This is a genomic window from Nonomuraea sp. NPDC050643, assembly GCF_040654715.1.
In the GTDB taxonomy this organism is placed as follows: domain Bacteria; phylum Actinomycetota; class Actinomycetes; order Streptosporangiales; family Streptosporangiaceae; genus Nonomuraea.
The window spans coordinates 74,854-94,362 of sequence record NZ_JBFAIM010000015.1 but is presented as its reverse complement, the minus strand read 5'-3'; the positions used below and the strand labels follow the sequence as shown (position 1 = coordinate 94,362).

Here is a 19,509-nt window from a genome sequence, read left to right as displayed (position 1 = left end):
GTCTGCTCCTCAGACCCGCTGGAAGGTGCGTGTGCCGAACAGGCCCTGCGGGCGGATCAGCAGCACCAGGATGGTGAACGAGAACACGAAGGTGTCGCGGAAGCTGGCCGAGACGTAGCTGGCCGCGATGTTCTCCAGCACCCCGACGGTCAGCCCGCCGATGACGGCTCCGTACATGCTCGTGAGACCGCCGAGGAAGATTCCGGCGAACGCCCGGAAGAGCGGCGCGGCCAGCACGGTGGGCACCAGCCCCGATCGGGGCGCGTACAGGCAGGCGGCCAGAGCCGCCAGGGCCAGGCCGAGCGCCCACGCGATCCGCGCGACGCGCTGGGCGCTGATGCCGATGAGCTGGGCGGTGTCCGCGGACTCGGCGACGGCCCGCATGGCCGACCCTAGGGTGGTGCGCCCGAACAGGAAGGCCACGGCCGCCATCGCCGCCGCCGCGATGCCGATGGTCACCAGGCTCTGCGTCGGCAGCGCCGCGTCACCCCATCGGATGGTGCCGTCCACCAGGCTGGGAAAGGTCTTCGGCTGGGTGCCCCAGATCGAGTCCACCACGCTCTCGACGATGAGCGAGACACCCATCGTCACCACGAGCGCGGAGAACAACTGCCCCTGGCCGAGCGGCCGGATCACCACCTCCCGGACGATCACCCCGACCACCGCGGTCACCAGGATCGCGGCGAACACCCCCACCAGCATCGCGACACCGATGTCTCGGAACGTGATCGCCACGTACAGGCCCAGCGTGGCCAGGCTGGCGAGGGCGAAGTTCACCACGTCCGTCGCCCGGTAGATGATCACCAGGCCCAGGCCCATCAAGCCGTAGATCGCGCCACTGGCGATACCGCTCACCAGCACAAGCAGAAACTGATCCACTCCGACCGTCACCTTCTTGGCGGGGCGGCTTGACTCCGGCAGGCACCCCCGAACCAAAATTGAACTCAGTTCGAGAACTCTAGATGAGGAACGGGCGACCAGCAATAGGCGACCGGCCGTCCGCGTCCTGCCCACCCGTCGAATCGCCCCGCTCTTCACAGCGGTGGCGGATCGGCGGCACGTGAGGGATCCTCACCGGAGCCGTCGGATTTTGGTGAACCGACTTCAGTTTACTAATGTGGGAGGCGTGCTGACGTCGATCATCGGCGGCCGAACGGTGGCCGCACCCCGTACCACGGCGAGCCGGGTGGCGCGGTGAGAGCGCTCAGGCTTCCGGGCTGGGGCCTGCCGGCCGTCCTCACCGACGTCGAGCGGCCGTCCCCCCGAGACGGCGAGGTCCTGCTGCGGGTGGAGGCGGCGGGTCTGTGCCACTCCGACCTGCATGTCCTCGACGCGGGTCCGGCGGGCATGTCCTTTCCGGCGCCGTTCACCCTCGGCCACGAGATCGCCGGCCGTGTCGCGGCCGTGGGCCCGGCCGTCACCGGCGTCGCCCTCGGCGATCCCGTCGCGGTCTACGGCCCATGGGGCTGCGGTGAGTGCCCGCGCTGTTCGGCCGGTCAGGACAACTATTGCGACCGCAGGGCGGAGCTGCCGTGGGCCGGGGCCGGGCTCGGCCGCGACGGCGGGATGGCCGAGTACGTCCTCGTGCCATCGGCCCGCCACCTCGAGCCGATCGGCGACCTGGATCCCCTGCAGGCCGCGCCGATGACGGATGCCGCCCTGACGCCCTACCACGCCATCCAGCGATGCCGGCCGGCGCTGGGCGAGGGCTCGACGGTCGCCGTCATCGGCGTCGGCGGCCTGGGACACCTGGCCATCCAGATGCTCCGTGCGATGACACCGAGCCGGATATTCGCCGTCGACGTGCGCGACGAGGCTCTGGCCCTCGCCGACAGATGCGGAGCCCACCTGAGCACCGGCATGTCGGCAGACACCGGCCGGGTTCTGCGGACCGCGAACGGCGGTCACGGCGTCGATGTCGTGCTCGACTTCGTGGGCGCCGACTCAACGCTTGATCTGGCCGCCGCGAGCCTGCGCGCCGGCGGGGAACTCGTGGTGGTCGGCAGCGGGGGCGGACGGCTGAGCATCCGGAAACCAGGCCCGCTCCCCCAGGGCGCTCGGATCTCACTGCCGTTCTGGGGCACCCGCCCCGAACTCACCGAGGTGATCTCGCTCGGCCGTTCCGGCGCGCTCCACGTCGAGGTCGAACGGTTCCCGCTCTCCGCCGCCCTTGAGGCGGTGGCCCGGCTGCGCACCGGACGGCTGAAGGGACGAGCCGTCATAGTGCCCGATTGACACGCTCAACGCCGGTTCTGGGGCGGGGCGGGGCGGGCACCGCGCCACCATCGCCTCCGCCTGCACCACATCGGCGATGCGGTCATGCGTCCACCAGCTCGTCCTGGTGGCGGAACAGGCTCCGGTATTCCTGAGGGGACGATCCCGGAGATCCAGTACGTGCCACCGGCGGCCGGCGCGGTCGGTGTCGAGGTGATGCCGATCGCCGAACTGCGCCGCCGCCTGCACCGCCACGGCGGGGCGGACGGCGCCCGGGACGCCGAGGGAGCCGGCCGCGCGCAGCGCCCGGACTTCCACCTGCTCCTCATGGTGGAACAGGGGCTGCTGTGGCACATGGTCGACTTCGCCGACTACGCCGTCACCGACAGCACCTTGCTGTGGGTCCGCCCCGGCCAGGTAGAGCGCTTCGGCGACCTCGGCGCGGCCATCGGCACTCTGGTGCTGTTCCAGCCCGACTTCCTCGACCCCGCCACCGCCGCCGACGTCCGCCTCGACGACCCCTTCGGACGCACCCTGTGGCAGATCACCGGAGAGGACGCCGCCGCCCTGCACCGCGCCCTCGACCACCTCGCCCACGAATACGGCACCACCCCCATGCCGGCCCCCACCCGCTCGGCCATCCTCCAGCGGCTGCTCGCCGTGCTCCTGCTGCGCCTGACCCAGGCGACCGCACCCGTGGGCACCCTGCCCGCCGAGCACGCGGAGACCTTCCAGCGCTTCCGCGCCGCCGTCGAAACCGACTTCACCCGGGCCCGCGACGTCGGACACTACGCACGCGCCCTCGGATACTCGCCGCGCACCTTGACCCGGGCCGCGCTCGCCGCGCTCGCCGCGGCCGGCGTCGGCGCCAAGGAGTTCATCGACCGTCGCGTCGTACTGGAGGCCAAACGCCTTCTCGCCCACGGCGACCAACCCGTCGCGGCCGTCGGGACCCACCTCGGCTTCCTCGACACCAGCAACTTCGTCAAATACTTCGTCCAGCGCGCCGGCACCACACCAGCCACCTTCCGCAGCCGGTACCACCCGCTGAAGCCGCCAGACCCTCACTGAGAATCGCCGGCACCCCGGGCAGGACGAGGGCCGCCACCTGGTGCTGTCCGTTCGTCGAAACCATGACCCTGATCCTGGCGATGCACGGTACTCGGGCCTCTTCTCGGTTCCTGCTCCGCCCTCATACCGTCGGGGCATGAACGAGATAGCCACCCTGCCCACGGGGCTGCCGGCCGAGGCGAGCCTCGCCCTCGTACAGAAGTCGGAGAGCACGCCGATCGCCGGCCACGGCATCCGCGGCTTCCTGTTCGCCCGCCTGCTGGCCGAGCCGGAAGGCTGCCTGAACGACGCGGCTTACGACGAGAACCTGCTCTTCGCCGCCTGCGTGATGCACGATCCGGGGCTGGGCACCCTCGCGGCCGGTCAGGCCCGGTTCGAAGTGGAGGGCGCCGATCTGGCGGCAACCGTACTGACCGAGCACGGCATCGCCGCGGCGGACGTCGACCGGGTGTGGGAGGCGATCGCCCTGCACTCTTCGCTGGGCATTGCCGACCGGCGCGGACTGCTGACGTACCTGACCCACAAAGGTGTCTTCACCGACGCCGGCCACTTCACCGACCTCGGCACCGCGATGCCAGCGACAGGCCGGAGAGTGACAGTCGCCGACAATGGAGAGTGGCGAGCCCGCGAAGCGGACGGCGAACGCGCAGCATAGCCAAGGAATACTTCTTGGATCGAGGGTTGATCCGACTAGACCCGGCTCGCCGTCATTCGAAGTCCACGGACGTGCCTACGCCCCACGGACGGGTCAACGGGCACGTCGCCGCTGATGATTTGGTGCCCGGTGTGCCCACCGACCGCCATGGACCGCTGAAGAGCCTGGTCGAGCCACCGGAGCTTTTGGTCGAGCACGTCAGGTGGAGGCGGAAGCGTCCGCTTCCGGACGTGCACAGGGCGCTTCCCTTGTCGGGAGCGCTGGGCATGTAGCGATTGACGCCCGATTTGCACACGGTGGGCGCCGCGTGCGCCGCCCCAGGGTTGATCAGGACGAATGCGCCTGCGGCGATAACCATGACGGCTGCGATTTTTCTCATGAGTGTTCCTTGGTCCCGGGTGAGGAACGGGTGCTTGGACAGCGATAATCAATCAGAGTCCGGTATATCCGCGGTATGTTCTCCAGACCACGGCCTCGCTGGCAGGTGCGCAGCCCGTTGGGAAATACCTCGTTCGACGCGGCGGTGCGCTCGGCGAGCGGAGTAGTGCGGTGGATGATTCTGGACCAGCGGTTTTGGAAGAAGTCGTAGTCGACGTTGAGGTCGCCCCCTCGCCGCAGAATTTGACGCCCTGCCCGGTCTACTGCACGAAAGTCTCCGCCGGCACCGTGAAGATCCCCGAACCGGCCACCGTCATGAATCCCGTCTGAATCTGATCGGCGCGATACTGTTCGCCACCGGCATGGTCCGGGCGAGCACGGCCACCGCCACCGTGTGCGAACTGGTCGAGACCGCCGCCGACCTCTACGGCACCCTGCTCGCTGAGCATCTCGGCATACCGGCGTCCGGCCCGCTCACCACCGTGCTCGGCGACGAGATCAGTGCCCGCCTGCGCAAGGACCCGCTCCCCGCGCCCTCTCTCCGCCCTCAGAACCCCCCAGGGCCTTGAGCCCTCTCGGCCGCCGGTGCGGACCACGTAGAGTGCCGCCGACCAGCGAGCTCGCCCCCGCCTTCGATGTGCTGCCCGTCGTGTCGTCCGGGAAGGCCGGTTCGGTTCGTCTGCGGAAGCAGAACCGAACCGGGGGCTTGATGACTCATTGATGTCCGTAGCTAGACGGTTGATCAACGTGAACAGAAATGGCCTCTCCATAGTCTGGATGAGATGGCAAACCTGAGATGGGCCGCCTGGCCGGCCCTGCTCGTCGCCCTCATCGTGGCCGCCTGCCTCGTTGGCTTGGGCGGGATGGAGATAATGACGCCCGACGATGTGGACGACGTGCCTGGGGGCACCCGGATCTCCGCGTCGATCTCCGGCTCGGGTTCGACCGCGCAGAAGGGCGCGATGGACGCGTGGCGTGCCGAGTTTCATCGGATCCATCCCGATCTTCGCGTGGACTACCAGGCGAACGGGTCAGAAGCCGGTATCCGCGATTTCATCGCCGGCACCACCGAGTTCGCCGGCTCCGACGTCGCGATGCAACCACGGGAACAGGTGCTGGCGGACCGGCGCTGCGGCGCCAAGGCGGTCCATCTGCCCATGGTGGTCGGCCCCATCGCGCTGCCCTACAACCTGCCGTCCGTACCGGATCTGAGACTCTCACCCGCCACCCTCACCTCCATCTTCACCGGGCGGATCAGCAGATGGGACGCCCGGGAGATCGCCGCTGACAACGTCGGCGTGCGGCTGCCGCACACCCGCATCCGGCCCATCCACCGCTCCGACGGCTCGGGCACCACCCACAACCTCACCTCCTATCTCCAGGCGACAGGCCGCTGGCCGCACCCGCCATCCAGAAAATGGACCGGCGCCGGGCGTGGCGTGGCCGGTTCCACAGGGGTCACCCACCTCGTCCAGTACGTCGAGGGGTCCATCGGATACGTGGAGTACGGGTTCGCCGGCAACGCCCGCCTTCGCACCGCCAAGGTGCGCAACGCCGCCGGCCGGTTCATCGCGCTCTCACCCCAGAGCGCCACCGAGGCGCTCGAAGGTGCCCGGATGGTCGGCGAGAACGATGATCTGGTGGTGGAGTTCGACTACCTGACCAAAGCCAAGGGCGCCTACCCCATCATCCTGGTCACCTACGAAATCACCTGCTCGAACAACACCGACCCGCTGGTAAGGACCTTCCTGAGTTACACCGCAAGCGACGCGGGCCAGTCCTACCTCCCCCTGCACGGCTATGCCCCACTCCCACAGGACCTTCTCATCCATGTACGTGCCCTGCTCGGCGTCACAAGCTGAGCATCGGGGCGACCAAAGATACGGACGCGCGCCGACCTCTCGGTCCGCTCATGCGGGGCTGCCCGAAGAGAAGACGGGGCCCGGAACGCATGACGTTCAGGCGATCGTCGTGGGATGGCCGGAGAGTTCTTGGCGGGCGTGGTTAAAGATCAAGCCGGCGGAGCCGTACCGCCACAAAGGCGAGCAGCCCGAGGGCGGCCAGTGCGAAGACCGTGTTGCCGATGAGGTCCACATTCGCGGGCGCTGGGAAACTCGGCGGCTGAGGGAAGCCGTGCCACGCGTAGGTGACCAGACCGGCGGCGCTCAGGGCGAACCTGTGCCAGGGACCCCAGCCCATGCGCCGGGACCAGCGCAGGATGAGCAGCGTCATCGTGGCGTAGAGCGCGAGGTAGAAGCCGACCGTGATCCACGCGGGCACGGTGGACGGCAGCCTGCCCGACATGGTGGGGAGCCAGAACGCCAGCCCGGCCGCGATGGTGGTCGCGAAGACGGTCCACGGGCCGGCCGGCGTGACCTGGAGGAGGGGACGGCGGAATCGAACGGACAGGAACGCGGTGGTGATCAGGGCGACGGCCGTGATCAGCGTCCACGTGGTCTGAGCGGCCGACAGCGGGTAGATGGCCGGACCCGCCAGCGCGATCGGGACCGCGCCGCCCAGCAGGAACAGGACGGCTGACACGGTGAGGCCGACCTTGCCGAGCCAGGGCGTGTCCGGCCGGCGTGAGCCCGCCTCTACGATCGAGATCGGCACCGCGATGCTCCACACCCCATGGATGGCCAGGACGAACACGGTCCAGTAGGCGCCGATGCCCAGCTCCGGAATGAACCCGTAGTCGAGCAACCGCAACCCGACATAGTCGGGGTCGAACAGCGATCGGGTCAGCAGACCCTCCTCGATCACGGCATAGGCGAGCCCGAGCAGGATGATCCCCGGCCACCCCAGCCGCCACCGGCGGGCGACCTCACGGATCAGCAGCGCGCCGCCGCCATAGAGCGGAATCAGCCCGATGATCATCGGTAGGGCGTCGATGGCGATGTTGCCAAGGAGATACTCGCCGACCAGCGGCGCGAGAACCAGCAGGCCGAGTGCTGGAAGAATGCGTTTGAACACGTCTGTCAGCGTGCCGACGGCGCGGCGAAGTCAGTAGTGACAAACGTCCTAAAGCCAGCCTTTGTCCTCGGCGACGCGCACGGCTTCCGCCCGGTTCCGCGCCCCCATCTTCTGGCCGGCGCTCGACAGATAGTTGCGCGCGGTGCCCGCCGACAGGAACAGCCGCTGCGCGATCTCGGCGATCGTCGCGCCGTCCGCCGCGGCCCGCAGCACGTCCCGCTCCCGGTCGGTGAGGGGATTGGCCCCCGCGGACCGGCTGGCGGCGGCCAGCTTGCGGTCGATCACCCTCCGTCCGCCCGCCACCTTCCTGATGGCGTCGGCCAGTTCCTCGGCTCGCGCGTCCTTGAGGACGTAACCCGCCACACCGGCGTCGACGGCCCTGCTCAGATAGCCGGGACGGCCGAACGTGGTCAGGATGATCACGCGAACGCCGGACAGCTCGGCCGCGACGGTGAGGCCGTCCTTGCCGGGCATCTCGATGTCGAGCAGCACCACGTCCGGTCGAAGTCGAGTGACCGCGTCCGCCACCTCGTCGCCGGTGCCGACTTCGCCGACCACCGTGATGTCGTCTTCGAAGCTGAGCAGGGCGGCCATCGCCTGCCGTACCAGATGCTGGTCGTCAGCCAGCAGGACTCCGATCACGCGGGCAGCCTGGCCACCAGGACGAAGCCCTCATCGGTGGCCGAACGCTCAAGGGTGCCGCCGAACGCGTCGAGCCGCTCGGACAGGCCGCGCAGCCCGTTGCCATCGCCGAGCGCCTTGCCGCCGCCGAGGCCGTCGTCGGCCACCTCGGCCACGACGTGATCGCCATCGGTGAAGACCTTGATCTGGCAGTGGCCGGCGCGGCTGTGCCGGACGACATTGGTGGTGCCCTCACGTACCACCCACGCGAGCAGCGACTCCGCGTCCGCCGGCACGTCGTCGGCCACCACCGCGACGTGGATCCCGGCAGCGGTCAGCGCCTCGCGCGCCCGCGTGAGCTCCCCGTGGAGCGACAGCGCCCGATAGCCGTTGACCGCCTCGCGCACATCCTCCAGCGCCTGCCTGGACAGCTCCTCGAGCTGCCTGATCTCCTCGCGAGCCCGTACGGGATCCCGCTCGATCAGCCGATCGGCGAGCCGGGTCTTCAACGTCATCACCGACAGGCTGTGTCCGATGATGTCGTGCATGTCCCGGGAGAAGCGGAGCCGTTCGTTCTCGACGGCCAGTCGTTCGGCCTTGGCCCGCTCCTCACGAAACCGCTGGAACATGTCGATCAGACCGGCGAACAACACGGACTGCAGCGGGATCCACCAGGTGCCGGAGATCGGCAGGCCCAGGTAGAGCAGCCCGCCGATGGAGCCCGTCACGATGACCGCCATGCCCGCGACCATGGCCCGGCGCGGAACTGAGGCGACCAGCGCGGCCACGGTGAAGTACGACGACATGAGCAGCCACTGATCGCCAAGCGCGGGCACCAGCGCGATCCACAGCACGTACAGCAGCCCAAGCGCCCACGGCGTCGCGTTTCTCCTGGGACGTCCGAGCGCCGTCCACGCCACCCGCAGATAGCAGGCGACGAAGCCGACCAGGCCGCCGACCGCCAAGAGCACCCGGCCGACAGGTGGCTCGGTATCGAGGAACGGCAGCAGCGGAAACCAGATGAACAGCAGATAGACGCTGCTCCAGAACCGCCCTCCCCTGACATGGGGTGTCGTGCCTCGTGACGGAGACGGCGCCGGGCGGGCGCGGAACGTCAACCATGCCTCTGGTCGTCGCTGCGCGGTCTCGGCCATGATGTCGACCTCTTCGTCCTGGTGGGGCGCCGGGTCATCAGCGTGATCGCCGCGAACGTCAGGCGCGCTTCAGCGTGCTGCTCCAGCCGCTCGTGGTCGCGACAGGCACGCCGTGCCCATCTCAGCGATCCATCCACCAGCGCGCCTCCGTAAGCGGTGCCCGGCCCAGGCCGCAGTCTGGCCGGCAGATCGCGGGCGCATGCGCGATCCGGTTCGCCGGCGGCCGTCACCAGGACCACGACCTGGCCCGCGGGTGCGCCTTGACACCGCATTCGCGCCGAGCGGGAGGCGGCCTACGGTGACCTGTCCGTTCCTGGACCGAATCCAGTGAACCTCACCGATTGTAGAGCCTGCGTGCCCACAGATAACTGACCAGGGCGATGCCCGCGCTCCACACGGCCGCCTCCAGGAAGCTGAAGCCGGCCGGACGCCCGGCCAGCAGCGCGCGCAGCGCCTCGATGACAGGAGTGGCCGGCTGGTGCTCGGCGAACCAGCGCAAACCGGTCGGCATCGACTCGGTCGGGACGAAGCCGCTGCCGAGGAACGGCAGCAGCATCAGCGGCATCGGCAGGTTGCTGGCCGTGGCCACGTTCTTGGTGACCATGCCGAGTGCGACCGACAGCCAGGTGATCGCGAAGGTGAACATGGCCAGTACGCCGACCACGCCGAGCCAGTCCAGCACCGAGGCGGACGGGCGGAACCCGATCAGCAGCGCCACCACGGTCACTATGGCGATCGCGAGGAACGTCTGCACCATCGCCCCGAGTACGTGCCCGGTGAGTACCGAGACGCGGGCGATGGCCATGGTCTTGAACCTGGCGATGATGCCCTCGGTCATGTCGGTCGCCACCGAGATCGCGGTCCCCTGCGCGGCCCCCACGATCGTCGTGATCATGATGCCGGGGATGAGGTAACCGACGTAGGCGGCGCGGTCGGCGCCGATGCCCGCGCCCATGGTGCCACCGAAGACGTAGACGAACAGCAGCAGGAACACCACGGGCACGGACGCGAACGTGACGATCAGCGTGGGGTAGCGCCAGATGTGTTTGACCTGGCGCCGCAGCATCGTCGCCGAGTCGGTGATCGCTCTCATCGGGAGGGCTCCTTGGTCGAGGGCTCCTTGGTCAGGGTGAGGAAGACGTCGTCCAGGTCGGGGGTGTGCACCGACAGCTCGGCGACGTCGATGGCCTGCGTGTCCAGCCATTCCAGGAGCTTTCTCAGCGTCCGGACTCCGCCGGAGTCGGGGATCTGGACGGTGAGCGCCGCGTCGTCGCTGGAGGTGGCGCCGACGTGACCGGCCGCCCTGCGGTACCCGCCGGGGTCGGCGAAGCGTACGACGATGTGGCCGCCGGGGACCATTCGCTTGAGCTCCTCGGGGGTGCCCTCGGCCACCAGCCGGCCCTGGCTGAGCAGCGCGATGCGGTCGGCGAGTTCGTCGGCCTCCTCCAGGTATTGGGTGGTCAGGAAGATGGTCACGCCGTCCTGCCGGACGAGGTCCCGGACGATCTGCCACATGGTGCGGCGGCTGCGCGGGTCCAGGCCCGTGGTCGGTTCGTCGAGGAAGATGAGCTCGGGCGTACCGACCATGGTCATGGCGAGGTCGAGCCGGCGGCGCATGCCGCCCGAGTAGGTGACCGCGGGCTTGCGCGCGGCGTCGGTGAGGTCGAAGCGCTCCAGCAGTTCGCGGACGCGGCCGCGGCCCTTGGCGCGGCCGAGGTGGAGCAGGTCGGCCATGAGCCGCAGGTTCTCCTCGCCGGTCAGGAAGCCGTCGACCGCGGAGAACTGGCCGGTGACCCCGATCGCGGCACGCACCTTGTCGGGTTCCTTGGCCAGGTCGTACCCGGCGACCCAGATCTCGCCCGCGTCCGCCTTGATCAGGGTGGACAGGATCTGCACCGCGGTGGTCTTGCCCGCGCCGTTGGGGCCGAGCAGCGAGAAGACGGTGCCCTGCGGGATGGTGAGGTCGATGCCGTCCAGGACGCTGTGGGCGCCGTACGACTTACGCAGCCCCGTCACCGAGACGAAGGCTCGCACCGCGTTCACCCCCGATCCCAGGTGACGGGCAGGCTGTGCACGCCGTAGACCTGCGAGGGGTCGGTGCGCAGTGACAGCTCTTCAGCCGGTACGGCGAGCCGCAGCGTCGGGAAGCGGACGAGCAGCGCGGGAAACGCGACACGCATCTCGATGCGGGCAAGCTGCTGCCCGAGGCACTGATGGACGCCGTGGCCGAAGGCCAGATGCCCGGCGGCCGAGCGGCGCAGATCGAGCACGTCGGGGTCGGGGAACCTGGCCGGGTCCCTGTTGGCGGCGTTGATCGCGATGACGACCGTGTCGCCCGCCTTGAGCCGCCTGCCGCCGAGCTCCACGTCCTCCAGCACGCCGCGCATACCGGTGGCGGCGACGGACAGGTAACGCAGCAGCTCCTCCACGGCGCCGACGGCCAGGTCGGGGTCGTCGCGCAGGGCGGTGAGCCGGGCCGGGTCGCGCAGCAGGGCGAAGGTGCCGAGCGCGAGCATGTTGGCGGTGGTGTCGAGCCCGGCGCCGAGCAGGAACGCGGCCACGCCGCCGACCTCCTCGTCGGTCAGGTCGCCGCCGGTGGCCAGGTCACTGAGCAGGTCGTCGGTCGGCTTGGCCCGTTTGGCGAGCGCGAGCTCCCGCAGGTACGTGCCGAGCCCGGCGAAGGCCGCGTACTGCGCCTCAGCGGCCCCGGCCTCCGACAGGGCCCGGGTGAAGCTCTGGAACTGGTCGCGGTCCTCGTACGGCACGCCGAGCAACTCACAGATCATCAGCGCGGGAACCGGCTGCGCGAAGACCTCGACGAGGTCGGCGGGCGGCCCCTGCCGCTCCATCGCGTCGAGCCGCTCACGGGCGATCTCGGTGACCCGCTCGGTGAGCAGGTTCATCCTGCGGACGGTGAACTTGCCCGCCAGCAGCTTGCGGAAGCGGGTGTGCTGGGGTGCGTCCATGCCGGTCAGGTCGCCGACGGGGGCGGGCGGCAGGTGCCCGCCCGCGAGGGGGTGGTAGTGGGTTTCGTAGCGGGAGCTGAACCGCGGGTCGGCGAGGATCTGGCGGACCAGGTCGTATCCGGTGATCATCCAGACGCCGGGGGCGCCCTCGGGCGCGGCCAGGCGGGCGATCGGCTGCTCTGCGCGCAGGGCGGTGAGCGAAGGGGCGGGATCAAAGGGGCAGGCGGGCGAGCGGTCGAGGGACGGAGCAACCGGCTCGTCGCGATAGTACGTGTTCGTCACGATTGAAAGCTACGTTGCTTTCAGAAATCCTGTCAATCAATCGCCCCACATAATCGCAGGTCAAAGGGTCTAAAATGATGCGTTGACGCTGAAGCTGAATGCAATGAAACATTGCATTGTGTGGCGTCGAACGCAATAGTGGTGTCATGTCAGAAGGACGGTTGACCCAGCAGGACCGCCGGCGCATCGCGACCGGCCTCGCCGAGGGCCGCTCCTACGCCGAGATCGCCAGGCGGCTGAACCGGCCGACCTCGACGATCAGCCGAGAGGTCGGCCGCAACGGCGGTCCCGGCGACTACCGCCCCGAGCGGGCGCACCAGGCGACGGCGCGGCGGGCGCGGCGCGGCACCCTGACCCGTTCGCCCGGGGCCGAACCCCAGGACCGCAAGGTCTTCGAGGTGGAAGAGGGGGCCGTCGAGCTGGCGATCGGGATGGGCCTGCCGAAAATGATGGCGCGCGTGTACATCGGCCTGTGGCTGAGCGAGGACGGCAGGCTCACCGCGGCCGAGCTGTCGCGCGGGCTGAAAGTCAGTCCCGCCTCGATCTCCATGGCGGTGGGCTACCTCACCCGGCAGGGGCTGATCAGGCGCGAACGTGATCCGCGGCGGCGGCGCGACATCTACGTGGTCGACGACGACGCCTGGTACCACTCGACGGTGATCAGCTCGCGGCAGACGCTCGCGGCGGCGCAGATCGCGAAGGAGGCGGGGCAGAAGCTCGGGCTCGACACGCCCATGGGACGCCGCCTGGCCAAGGGCGGTGCGTTCCTGGAGCGGATCAGCCTGGACGTCCTGGCGTCGGCCGAACGCTGGCGCGACCTCCAGCCGTGATCAGACCGCGGCATTTCTGCCGGCCACGCGCGTCACGGCAGTCGCACGGAGTTACTCCACCTCCAATCCCACCACCCGCTTGACCGCCCCGGCCACGCAGGCGTCGTCCGACCCCTCATCCTCGAAAACTCGCCCACCCTGACGGGTGCTCCACCTGATCGCCGGCGTCACCCACACCCTGCGGCTGGCACTCCTGGAAGCACCCAAGATCAGTCACCGGCTGCACAGCAGCGGTGTTGACGGCTAAGGTTTGGCGTAACGAGTCACCCGCGAGGAGCTGAGACATGGTCGGTCGCCCGAGCACGCGTTGACGTTGTAGGCCATGATCGGCCTGTCATCGCGTGCCGCCCTTGATGTTGCGGCACAGCGAGCCTTCCCCTGCCTGAATCGCAGGCGCACCTGGTGTGCGCCGGGTGATGGGCCTCGTCGTCGGCAATCCAAGGGATCTTCGTGCCGTCCACTTCCTCCGCTGTATCCGATTCCAGTAGATCTGTTCCGCCAAGTCTGTGGCGGGATCGCGACTTCCGCCGGCTCTGGGTGGGTCAGACGGCCTCCCAACTCGGCGAACACACCATTCTGATCGTTCTCCCGCTCTTCGCCGTCCTGACGCTCAACGCCGACCCCGGCGAGTTGGGCGTCCTCCGCGCGGTGGGGCAGGCGCCGCTCCTGTTGGTCTCGCTCTTCGTCGGCGCGTGGGTGGACCGGTGGCGGACCCGCACGGTGATGGTGGTGACGGACGCCGGCCGGACCCTGATGCTGGGCGCCGCCGCCGTGGCCGGTCTCCTCGGCTGGCTCGGTCTGCCCGCGTTGCTCGTGGTCGCCTTCGCCGTCGGGGCGCTGTCCGTGTTCTTCGACGTGGCCTATCAGGCGTCTCTCGTACGACTGGTGAGACGCGATCAGTTGCTGCAGGGCAACAGCGCACTCGAGGGCAGCCGGTCCGCGGCGCAGATCGGCGGGCCCGCCCTCGGCGGTGCGTTGGTGTCACTGCTGTCGGCGCCGATCGCCGCCGCCTCCGGCGCGGTGTTCTTCGCGCTGTCGTTCCTGTCGATCCGGCGGATCCGGCGGACCGAATCGATCCCGGAACGCTCGGAACGTCCCCCTCGGGTATGGCGACGGATCCATGAGGGCCTCCGCTTCATCGTCACCGATACCTCACTGCGGACCGTGTGCCTCGCCTCGGCCGCCTTCCAGTTCTCCTTCGCGGCCATGATGACCGTCTTTCTGCTCTTCCTGCCGCGGGAACTACACCTTTCCGGCACCACCGTCGGGCTGACACTCGCGGCGACGGGACCGGGCGCGCTCCTGGGCTCCGTGCTGGCCGCCCGCCTGCCGAACCGGTTCGGGTACGGCCCGGTACTCGTGGCCGCGGCGGCACTCGGCGACGGCGTGTTCCTGTGCGTACTCGCGCTGGACGGCTCCTCCGCGGTGACGGTTTGCGCGCTCCTGGCGATCAACTTCGTGTTCGGGACCGCCGGCCAGTTGGTGAATGTCACCGTCATGGCGGTGCGGCAGGCCCTCACTCCGGACGGGATGCACGGCCGCGCGGCCGCGACGATCACGTTCGTCGGCATGGGGATGGCCCCCCTCGGCTCCCTGCTCGGCGGGTTCCTCGCGATGGAGTGGGGGCTGCACACCAGCCTCCTGGTGACGGCCGCAGGCATGATGCTGTCACCGGCGGTGATGGCTTTGTCGCCGCTGGCGCGCCTGGGACGGGAGCTTCCAGCCGCGCACGACACGCCGCCGGCGGCCGCCCGCCCTGAAGCCCACGAGACGGCGCTCCGCGACACCGACGCAGCCACTGGTTCATGACAAGAGGCCAGGGCGGGTGGCCTCCGACGCGGGGCGATGTCCATTTCCTCCAGACGGGCTCGCGCGAGCTGCCGGGGTTGAGAAGACGCTTGATGGCATAGCCACCCGCTCGCCCTGCCGCCTACCCCGGCCTTTTCCCGACCTTGGAAGTCAGAGGTGCGGTCGCGGATGCGCTCGGCAGGCCCCGCGCACCCATCCAGGCGAGCGCGGTGGACAGACCCCAGAGCACCGCGCACTGGGCGCAGACCATCGTCCACGAGGCGCCTTCGGGAAGGTTGGCGAGCAGTGGCAGCCGTACCGTCAGCAGGAGCAGCCCGGTGGCCGTCATGGCCAGCGCCCACGGCGGGGAGCTTCGGCGGGCGAGGACGACCACGGCACCCGCCGCCCACACGAGGATCGCCGTGCCGAGGCCCAGCCACAGATAGAGCCAGTCCAGGTCGTACGGTCGCAGCCCGACGACCAGCCAGGTGCCGCCCAGCACCGCCAGGCCGGCGGCCGCCGGTGTCAGGGTGGCCGCCCACGACCGGCGTCGCGGCGTGATATCGCTGTGGAAGCCCATCAGGAGCGCGATCACCGGTGCCGCTGTGAACACCAGGGTCGCGGCCTCCGACAGCGGCCGGTCGGTCAGGGGCCCGGCCAGGATCATCGGGATCAGCGTGTAGAGCAGTGTGGCCGCCACACCGATCACGGCCGTGACCTTCGCCGTCCTGACATGGCCGCGCATGATCGCCACGAACGCGACGGCCGAGCACAGGTTCGCCGCGGAGACGGCGATCGACACCAGCCGTTCGACGGAGCCCGGCGGGCCCGTCCACGCGACGTCCGGGCCGAACGCCAGCGTGTGACCCCAGTGCAGGAGCTGGTTGACGCTGGCCACGGCTTGGTAGCCCAGTCCGAGCAGGGCCACGAGCCGGACGGCCTCGCCCCAGGCGACGAAGCGGGGAGGAGCGCCGGCGCCGCCGAGGCGCACCCGCAAGGAAAGAGAAAGCACGCTGGCGATCTCGCCCCACCCAGGCCGCGAGTTCGTCTCGTCGGGCACCTCGCCCGACAGCTCCATGAACGCGTCCACCATCTCCTCCTCGCGCTCGGCGCGGTAGGAGGCCGGCAGCAGGCGCAGGACGGAGCGGTAGCGCTGTTCGAGCAGGCTCATGCGGCGCCTCCGGCCGTCCTGGCCCGCAGGCGGGCGGTGGCGGCCTTGGCGGTGGCGGCCATCCTGGCGGCCTCTTCCCTGAGCGTCTTGGCGCCATCATCGGTCAGCCGGTAGTAACGCCGCAGCCGTCCCTGCTGGGCTTCTTCCCGGTCGAGTTCGATCAGGCCGGCGGCCGAGAGCCGGTCGAGCACGCCGTACAAGGTGCCGATCTTGAGTTGCACGTGCCCCTCGGACAGCCGATCGACCTCCTGGACGATCCCGTAGCCGTGCCGGGGCTCATCCGCCAGCGCGGTCATCGCAAGGAACATGGGCTCTGTTATGTTCACCCATCCACGATATCCTGTCTTGCAGGATATCGTCACAGATGCTGCGAGGACACCGGCACCAGAAAACGGCTCACGGTCTGGTGCTTCCAGCCACGGATTGTGCCCCGCGTTCCAGCCCGGCCCTCCCCCACCCTTCTCCCGTCCGGCGACGGCACGGTCGGAGCCGGTGCACACCGAACTTCCGGCCTCGGGCCCCTCCCGGACGGCTGTGCTGTCCTTGAACCCCTCCCAACCTGGTGTGGTGAAGCAGGCCAGCGTCGCGCCCGCCCGTGCCGGGCCCATCCTCGCCAGGTTGGTGTGCTCTCGTCCGTTATGCGCCTGGTCAGGTTGTTGATCGAAGCGATGTGGATCACGGCTTGGAGCTGGCGGGTAGGGTCTCATAATCGCGGGTTAAACGGCGGTAGAGCATGAGCCAGCCAAGGCTCCGTTCGACGACCCACCGCCGTTTGACGACATGGAAGCCGCGAGTTTCGGCCTTTCTGGAGACGACTTCGACGTCGATGCCTAATGTGGCACCGTGTTCGATGGCCGAGGACGTCTTCCTGCCCCAGCTTCCTCCTGACGAGTTCCCCTACCTCAACGAGTCCGCCGCGGTGCTCGCCGCTGCCGGCTACGACCCGGCGGAGGAGTTCACCTTCGGCCTCGACCTCGTCCTATCCGCCCTCGAGCCCCTGAGAGTGCCTACGTGAGCCTCCATCCGTGATGTCGTTATGTGATCGTGTGGATTTGCAGTGTTACCGCCAGTCTGCGGGTCCAGTTGTGCTGGGATGGCGCGGTGACTGAGCGCAAGCCGTACCCGAGCGACTTAACCGACGCTGAGTGGGCGTTGATCGAACCGGTCCTCACGGCATGGAAGGCCGCGCACCCCTCGGTCAGCGGCCACGAAGGCAACTATGCGCTGCGGGAGATCGTCAACGAGAGCGAAGTGCCGGCTGCGGAGATGGAGTCCCCCACCTTGCGCGCCCTCACCGAAATGGCCATCATGATCGCCTCCCTGGACAACGACCGCTACTCCCTGCCCAAAGAGCTCAACCGTGGACACACCGGCCAGAACCTCTACACGGTCATGCGCCACCACGCCTGCACGGCGATGCCCGACGCGATCAGGGAGGCGACGCGCCTGCGCGACCGCATCCGGCTGCGCTTCCTGCGACTCGCCGACAAGACCCGTCCCCGGCTGAGCGCCGCCGGAACCACCTACCTGGACGGCCTCGGCTATGGAATCGTGGGCAACGCGGAGTGGGGGCAGCGCGCGCCCCGGTACGTCAGCACGGGAGATGATCCAGGCCCCGCCAACCAGGCGCCACTCACCTGGGCCGACAGCCCGATGGACACCAGGACCGCACCCCTGCCCTACCCCACCACCGCCTGGTGGCGGGACAGCGACCTATGAGCGGTCGCCCGTGATGCCCGGCAGCAGCACCCGGTGCCCTATCAGCCGACCTGCGCGTCGGACGAATACTCGTGCGACACGCCCTGTCACGCTACGCCCGCCATTCCTCCCTGCCCGGCGGTAGACCGTGCTCTCGGTCACCGACGGCCGCCGCAAATGGCACCGTCGCCCCATAAGACTTAAGGGATTCTACAGCCCGGAATTGCTCGAGTGATTCGTTCGGGCAGGCGCCTTTCCGCCGGTGACGGTTTGTGCGATAAACATGGACGTCTACGAGTCCGGAAATGAGCTCGGCGAAAGCGGTGTGCTCATGACGTATTCGAGATGGACAACATGCTGAGAGGGGCCTTGTGGATACGGTTCATGAAATCTCGTTCGGCGGGCTCGCCTCCGCGGTCGGCCCGCTGACCTGGGGTCAGCGACATATCCGGACGATACAGGATGCGCACCCGGAGAACCGGCAGCAGTTCAATCTCTACCAGCTCTGGCGCATTCCGCCCGGCAACGGCGATCGGCAGGTGCTGTCCGCGTTGCGGGCGCTCGTGGAGCGTCATGAGGCGCTTCGCACGCGGTTGCCGAATTCCGCAGGCGGCGGTTTGGCTCAGCACGTGTACGCCGACGGCGAGTTCGCTGTCCGGGTCCGCGACATAGGGACCGGCGAATGCGGCGAAGAGGACCTCTACCAGGTGGCGCAGGAGGTGGCGGGCGGGGACTTCACGTGGGACGAAGAGTTCCTGGTGAGATTCGGGATCCTGACCACGGGCGGAACTCCGGCCTGGCTCGTCATGATGGCGTCGCACATGATCGTGGACGGGGCCTCTGGCGCGATCTTGCAGCGTGAGTTCATGGCGCTGCTGGCGGAGCCGTCCAGCATTCCCGAACCGTCGTGCCAGCCTGTCCGGTGGGCGGCCAAGGAGCAAGGTCGGCAGGGTGCCGAGACCAGCCGCCGTGGTGCCGAGTACATGCGTGACGTGCTCCAGAAACATCCGGGCCGGCTGTTCGGTGGAAACTCCGCGTATTCCGGAACCACCGAGATCGCAGGGGCCGGCGGCTTTCCCGTCGTCCTGGGGCACGGCCCCGGCCTGGGAAAGCAGGTGGAGCAACTCGCCGAGCGCTGGCGGACGTCGGAGGCCGCCGTCGCCATGGCGGCGCTGGCCAGGTCGTTCGCCACGCAGACGGGAATCGCTTCGTTCCCGATGGGGGTGACGTGTTCCAACCGGCATCTGCCTGGAGCGGATGGGTATGTGGGCATGCTCGCTCAGAACGGCGTGATCGGCGTCGACGTGTCGAATGCCTCACTGCCCGAAGCGGCGGCCCAGATGTGGAGGTCGTTGCTGACCGGATATGCGCATTCCGCCTATGACCAGGATGAGCTGGGCGGCGTTCTGGCCGAGGCCGGTGTCGACGATGACTACCTGCGATTCGGCGCCGTCGGGCATTTCGTGAACTACCTGCGCCTCGACCCTGATCCGATCGAGCTGGAAGAGAGCCGACGTCCGGCCTCGTCGATCGTCATCGAGGAGGGGAACCCGGCCGATTACACCATCCCCAGGTTCGGAGTGGTCATTGCCTCGGTCGCGGATGATCTGGCGGTACGCATGTTCGCGGATCCGGCCGTGGTCCCGCCAGAACTGGCCAGGTCCGTCGCCCGATCCTTTCTCGAAGGATTGCAGTCCTGCTGAGTTTC

The 19,509-nt window shown here is 68.8% G+C and carries 19 protein-coding genes and 2 pseudogenes; 11 read left to right on the top strand and 10 right to left on the bottom strand.

Going from position 1 to position 19,509, the window contains the following annotated elements:
• Positions 1-9: 9 nt before the first annotated feature.
• A complete protein-coding gene (locus tag AB0I15_RS21635) occupies positions 10-879 on the bottom strand; it encodes a branched-chain amino acid ABC transporter permease (protein ID WP_358098091.1) in 870 nt (289 codons plus the stop codon).
• A 315-nt stretch (positions 880-1,194) separates the two neighbouring features.
• Between AB0I15_RS21635 and AB0I15_RS21630 the strand changes: the two genes are divergently transcribed.
• The 5 genes from AB0I15_RS21630 to pstS all read left to right on the top strand — a co-directional run bounded on the left by AB0I15_RS21630 (position 1,195) and on the right by pstS (position 6,180).
• The gene (locus AB0I15_RS21630) at positions 1,195-2,235 is read left to right on the top strand and encodes an NAD(P)-dependent alcohol dehydrogenase (RefSeq protein WP_358098089.1); all 1,041 of its coding nucleotides are present in this window, start codon (positions 1,195-1,197) and stop codon (positions 2,233-2,235) included.
• A gap of 159 nt (positions 2,236-2,394) precedes the next feature.
• Positions 2,395-3,285: a helix-turn-helix domain-containing protein gene (locus AB0I15_RS21625; protein WP_358098086.1), complete on the top strand. Its 891-nt coding sequence runs from the start codon at positions 2,395-2,397 to the stop codon at positions 3,283-3,285.
• 136 nt (positions 3,286-3,421) lie between these two features.
• A complete protein-coding gene (locus AB0I15_RS21620) occupies positions 3,422-3,940 on the top strand; it encodes a hypothetical protein (RefSeq protein ID WP_358098084.1) in 519 nt (172 codons plus the stop codon).
• Positions 3,941-4,680: 740 nt separating this feature from the next.
• A complete protein-coding gene (locus tag AB0I15_RS21615) occupies positions 4,681-4,887 on the top strand; it encodes a hypothetical protein (RefSeq protein WP_358098082.1) in 207 nt (68 codons plus the stop codon).
• A gap of 213 nt (positions 4,888-5,100) precedes the next feature.
• A complete protein-coding gene (gene pstS / locus AB0I15_RS21610; RefSeq protein ID WP_358098080.1) occupies positions 5,101-6,180 on the top strand; it encodes a phosphate ABC transporter substrate-binding protein PstS in 1,080 nt (359 codons plus the stop codon).
• 142 nt (positions 6,181-6,322) lie between these two features.
• On the opposite strand, the gene AB0I15_RS21605 is transcribed toward pstS, so the two are convergent.
• From AB0I15_RS21605 to AB0I15_RS21580, 6 genes are all read right to left on the bottom strand, one after another.
• Positions 6,323-7,291: a hypothetical protein gene (locus tag AB0I15_RS21605; RefSeq protein ID WP_358098078.1), complete on the bottom strand. Its 969-nt coding sequence runs from the start codon at positions 7,289-7,291 to the stop codon at positions 6,323-6,325.
• A 48-nt stretch (positions 7,292-7,339) separates the two neighbouring features.
• Complete coding sequence (locus AB0I15_RS21600) at positions 7,340-7,933, bottom strand: response regulator transcription factor (protein ID WP_358098076.1); 594 nt, start codon at positions 7,931-7,933, stop codon at positions 7,340-7,342.
• The gene (locus AB0I15_RS21595) at positions 7,930-9,066 is read right to left on the bottom strand and encodes a sensor histidine kinase (protein WP_358098074.1); all 1,137 of its coding nucleotides are present in this window, start codon (positions 9,064-9,066) and stop codon (positions 7,930-7,932) included. Before AB0I15_RS21595 ends, AB0I15_RS21600 begins: the two co-directional genes overlap by 4 nt.
• A gap of 334 nt (positions 9,067-9,400) precedes the next feature.
• A complete protein-coding gene (locus AB0I15_RS21590; RefSeq protein ID WP_358098072.1) occupies positions 9,401-10,159 on the bottom strand; it encodes an ABC transporter permease in 759 nt (252 codons plus the stop codon).
• A complete protein-coding gene (locus AB0I15_RS21585; RefSeq protein WP_358098071.1) occupies positions 10,156-11,109 on the bottom strand; it encodes an ATP-binding cassette domain-containing protein in 954 nt (317 codons plus the stop codon). The genes AB0I15_RS21590 and AB0I15_RS21585 overlap by 4 nt, the downstream gene beginning before the upstream one ends.
• Positions 11,106-12,314 carry a cytochrome P450 gene (locus tag AB0I15_RS21580; RefSeq protein ID WP_358098070.1) on the bottom strand — a complete coding sequence of 403 codons (1,209 nt, stop codon included), beginning with the start codon at positions 12,312-12,314 and terminating at the stop codon, positions 11,106-11,108. Before AB0I15_RS21580 ends, AB0I15_RS21585 begins: the two co-directional genes overlap by 4 nt.
• Before the next feature lie 146 nt (positions 12,315-12,460).
• Here AB0I15_RS21580 and AB0I15_RS21575 point away from each other — a divergent pair, with 146 nt between their 5' ends.
• On the top strand, positions 12,461-13,144 hold the full coding sequence (locus tag AB0I15_RS21575) for a helix-turn-helix domain-containing protein (RefSeq protein ID WP_358098068.1): 684 nt from the start codon (positions 12,461-12,463) through the stop codon (positions 13,142-13,144).
• Positions 13,145-13,594: 450 nt separating this feature from the next.
• Positions 13,595-14,953 carry an MFS transporter gene (locus AB0I15_RS21570; RefSeq protein ID WP_358098066.1) on the top strand — a complete coding sequence of 453 codons (1,359 nt, stop codon included), beginning with the start codon at positions 13,595-13,597 and terminating at the stop codon, positions 14,951-14,953.
• A 121-nt stretch (positions 14,954-15,074) separates the two neighbouring features.
• Here the strand turns inward: AB0I15_RS21570 and AB0I15_RS21565 are convergent, their stop codons facing one another.
• From AB0I15_RS21565 to AB0I15_RS21555, 3 genes and pseudogenes are all read right to left on the bottom strand, one after another.
• Complete coding sequence (locus AB0I15_RS21565) at positions 15,075-16,103, bottom strand: hypothetical protein (protein ID WP_358098064.1); 1,029 nt, start codon at positions 16,101-16,103, stop codon at positions 15,075-15,077.
• Entirely contained in the window at positions 16,100-16,411 is a 312-nt protein-coding gene (locus tag AB0I15_RS21560; RefSeq protein WP_358098062.1) for a PadR family transcriptional regulator, read from the bottom strand. The genes AB0I15_RS21565 and AB0I15_RS21560 overlap by 4 nt, the downstream gene beginning before the upstream one ends.
• 299 nt (positions 16,412-16,710) lie before the next feature.
• Positions 16,711-16,964 (bottom strand): annotated as a pseudogene (locus AB0I15_RS21555) (transposase); the annotation flags it as partial.
• Between AB0I15_RS21555 and AB0I15_RS21550 the strand changes: the two are divergent.
• The 4 genes and pseudogenes from AB0I15_RS21550 to AB0I15_RS21535 all read left to right on the top strand — a co-directional run bounded on the left by AB0I15_RS21550 (position 16,954) and on the right by AB0I15_RS21535 (position 19,504).
• Positions 16,954-17,118 (top strand): hypothetical protein, encoded by a 165-nt coding sequence (locus AB0I15_RS21550; protein WP_358098059.1) that lies wholly within the window; start codon positions 16,954-16,956, stop codon positions 17,116-17,118. The pseudogene AB0I15_RS21555 and the gene AB0I15_RS21550 sit on opposite strands and share 11 nt — an antisense overlap.
• An 86-nt stretch (positions 17,119-17,204) precedes the next feature.
• Positions 17,205-17,291: pseudogene (locus tag AB0I15_RS21545) on the top strand (IS5/IS1182 family transposase); the annotation flags it as partial.
• Between the two features lie 36 nt (positions 17,292-17,327).
• Positions 17,328-17,822 (top strand): hypothetical protein, encoded by a 495-nt coding sequence (locus AB0I15_RS21540; RefSeq protein WP_358098435.1) that lies wholly within the window; start codon positions 17,328-17,330, stop codon positions 17,820-17,822.
• 350 nt (positions 17,823-18,172) lie between these two features.
• The gene (locus AB0I15_RS21535) at positions 18,173-19,504 is read left to right on the top strand and encodes a condensation domain-containing protein (protein ID WP_358098057.1); all 1,332 of its coding nucleotides are present in this window, start codon (positions 18,173-18,175) and stop codon (positions 19,502-19,504) included.
• The last annotated feature ends 5 nt before the right edge of the window (positions 19,505-19,509 follow it).